The following is a 3,482-nucleotide window of genomic DNA, read 5'->3' as shown; positions in this document are numbered from 1 at the left end:
TTAACTTCCTATGGCTTCCTTCAGACCCCACCGTTGGCCAGTGACGCCCTTGCCAGTCGGATTGTCTTCCCCTCAGTCGGGGTGACGCCATCTTCTTTCAGATGGCCGGGTTTGCCGGCTTCGCCGGGCAAACAAAAAAGGGCCGGTGATTTACTCACCAGCCCCTCTTGTCTACTTACTCGATGGTTGATATCAATTCGTCAGTTCCAGCAACAACCGGTTCAGGCGGCTGACATAGGCACCGGGATCTTTCAGCTGTTCACCGCTGGCCAATGTGGCCTGGTCAAACAGAACCGCAGACAGCTCCCTGAAGCGCTCCTCGCCCTGCTCGCTTTCGAGGCGCTGTACCAGCGGATGGTCCACATTGATTTCGAAGATCGGCTTGCTCTCCGGCACTTTCTGGCCTGCAGCTTCCATGATCTTCTTCATCTGGGCGCCCATATCGAACTGCCCCACCACCAGGCACGCGGGTGAATCGGTCAAGCGGTTGGTTACCCGTACTTCCTGCACCTGATCTTCCAGAGCGGTCTTGATGCGCTCCAGCAGATCCTTGTGCTCTTTGGCGGCTTCTTCCTGGTGCTTCTTGTCTTCCTCGGTTTCCACTTCACCCAGGTCGAGATCACCACGGGCAACGTCCTGGAACTGCTTGCCATCGTATTCACTCAGATAGCCCATCATCCATTCGTCGATGCGATCCGACAGGATGAGTACCTCGATGCCCTTCTTGCGGAACACTTCCAGGTGCGGGCTGCTCTTGGTGGCGGCAAAGTTGTCACCGGTGATGTAGTAGATCTTGTTCTGGCCTTCCTTCATCCGGCTGATGTAATCATCCAAAGATACGTTCTGGGTGGCTTCGCCGGTATGGGTGGTGGCAAAGCGCAACAGTCCCGCAATTTTTTCGCGGTTGCTGAAGTCTTCAGCCGGACCTTCTTTCAGCACGGTGCCAAACTCATCCCAGAAGCCCTGGTACTCATCGCCGTCTTTCTTGGCTAGCTTGGACAGCATGTCCAGCACCCGTTTGGTCATGGCGGTGCGGATGCTCTCCACGGTGCTGTCGTTCTGCAGGATTTCCCGCGATACGTTCAGGGACAGATCGTTGGAATCGATTACGCCCTTGGCGAACCGCAGGTACAGCGGCAGGAACTGCTCGGCGTCGTCCATGATGAACACGCGCTGCACGTACAGTTTCAGGCCACGGGGCGCTTCCCGGTTGTACAGGTCGAACGGCGCGCGCTTGGGGATGTACAGCAGGCTGGTGTAGTCCAGCTTGCCTTCCACCTTGTTGTGGGACCAGGTGAGCGGGTCTTCGAAGTCGTGGGCGATGTGCTTATAGAACTCCTTGTACTCTTCGTCCTTGATCTCGGTGCGGGGCAACGTCCACAGGGCGGTGGCATCGTTGACCGTCTCGTCTTCGCCCTTCTTGTCCTCTTCCTCGGACTCGGCTTTCATCACGACCGGGAAGGAGATGTGATCAGAGTACTTCTTCACCAGGCTACGCAGCTTCCAGCCATCGGCAAACTCTTTGTCTTCGGCTTTCAGGTGCAGCACGATTTCAGTACCGCGCTGCTCACGGCTCACCGGCTCGATGGTGAACTCGCCATCGCCCTTGGACTCCCAATGCACACCCTCTTCGACCGGTGCACCGGCCTTACGGGTGAACACATCCACCTTGTCGGCCACGATGAACGCAGAGTAGAAACCGACACCAAACTGGCCGATGAGCTTGCTGTCTTTCTTTTCGTCACCCGACAGCTGCTTGAGGAACTCGGCCGTACCGGAGCGGGCGATGGTGCCAAGGTTGGCAATCACATCGTCACGGCTCATGCCAATGCCGTTGTCAGCAATGGTGATGGTGCCGGCGTCTTTGTCGTAATCCAGGCGGATTTTGAGTTCGGAATCGCCTTCGTAGAGTTTGTCGTCTTTCAGGGCGGCGAAGCGGAGTTTGTCTTCGGCGTCTGAGGCGTTTGAGATGAGCTCACGAAGGAAGATTTCCTTGTTCGAGTACAGAGAGTGGATCATCAGGTGAAGCAGTTGCTTCACTTCGGTCTGGAATCCTAGTGTCTCTTTGCTGGTTTCTACCGTCATGGCTGTGTTTTCTCCTGCTGGTTCTTTATGTTCGGGGGAGCGGCGTGGTCAGGTAGTCCTTTCCAAAACACGCTCCTTGCGGCACGTATATGTAGACCTCTTGTTGCGCAAGCCTCCCAAGCTCTCGGTGGTGTAAAAAGTTAACTGGGTAAAACTGCGCACATATATCCGGCCTTTATGATGAGTCACTCCGGTGACTCTGGCCTCAATGAAAACCGCGCCCTTGCCGCTTATCGTCCGTACGGAGTTGGTGCTCCGTGTGCTCGCCAGCATTCACAAGGGCCGGTTTAACCCTGTTAACTCATTGCTCACCGCATTTGCGTGGGGTGCCTTTGCTCCTTGGGTGCTGCTTTACGCCGCCCGGTACTCCGTTTGGTGGTAGAGCATTGCCCATAGAATTCTTGCCAACTTGTTGGCCACGGCAATCACCGCTTTGTGTTTGCCTCTGCGCTCAATAACCCCGGCCGCCCAGCGTGATAGCCGGTCGGTGGCTTTATCCGTGTATCGGATGACCGACCAGGCACCCTGAACCAACAATCGGCGCAGATAGTTATTCCCTCGACGGGTGATGCTTCCGAGCTTTTGCTTGCCGCCACTGGAGTGTTCGTTCGGAACCAATCCCAGATTGGCGGCAAAGTGTCGTCCGCTCTTAAAGGCCTTACCGTCACCGGCATAGGCCACCACCGCGGTTGCCGTTTTCTCCGCAACCCCTTTCACGCCCATCAGGCGCCGTGCCGGCTCCAGCTGTTTGGCTGTTTGCTTCAGTTTCGCCTCATGCATCTGTATCTGGCGATTGGCCTCTCTCCACTCTTCCAACAGACTCTGTAAGGCCTCTCTGGCAGCACAGGTCAGTGGGTTCTCCGCGTCCTCCAGCAACTCTGGTAACGCCTTGAGTAATCGTTCCTTGCCTGGCGCAACGATGACGCCGTACTCGTTCAGAAAGCCCCGGATCTGATTGATCAACGCGGTCCGGGCCTGGACCTTCCGATTGATCAGCTTATGCAGCACCAGTATGTCTGTTTGCTCCAGCGATCTCGGTTCCACAAACCGCATCCTCGGTCGCCGGGCGGCCTCTGTAATCGCAAAGGCATCGTTCCGGTCGTTCTTGTTGCCCTTCACAAACGGCTTCACATGCTGGGGCGGAATCAATAACACCTCAAAGCCCAGCTTCTTTAGCTCCCGACCCCAGTAGTTCGAACCACTGCAGGCCTCCATGGCAATCGTCGCTTCCGGATACTGCAGCAACTTCTCAATCAGCCTATTCCTGCGCACTTGATGATTGAACGCCGGGTTGCCGCTTCGGTTCACACCACAAACCTGAAAGACAGTTTTTGCCAAGTCGATTCCGATTAGGGTAACGTTCATCTGAACACCTCTTGTTGTTGACCTATTGATTT

At 55.9% G+C, this 3,482-nt stretch carries 2 protein-coding genes; both read right to left on the bottom strand.

Features of this window, described 5'->3' with window-relative positions:
* Window positions 1–192 precede the first annotated feature (192 nt).
* The gene (gene htpG, locus AC13DJ_RS00660; RefSeq protein WP_482932847.1) at window positions 193–2,085 is read right to left on the bottom strand and encodes a molecular chaperone HtpG; all 1,893 of its coding nucleotides are present in this window, start codon (window positions 2,083–2,085) and stop codon (window positions 193–195) included.
* Window positions 2,086–2,436: 351 nt separating this feature from the next.
* Entirely contained in the window at window positions 2,437–3,450 is a 1,014-nt protein-coding gene (locus tag AC13DJ_RS00655) for an IS110 family RNA-guided transposase (protein WP_232903300.1), read from the bottom strand.
* Between the last annotated feature and the right edge of the window lie 32 nt (window positions 3,451–3,482).

The sequence above is a fragment of the Marinobacter sp. L-46 genome (assembly GCF_056859535.1).
This window is presented reverse-complemented; position numbering and strand designations above follow the sequence as displayed.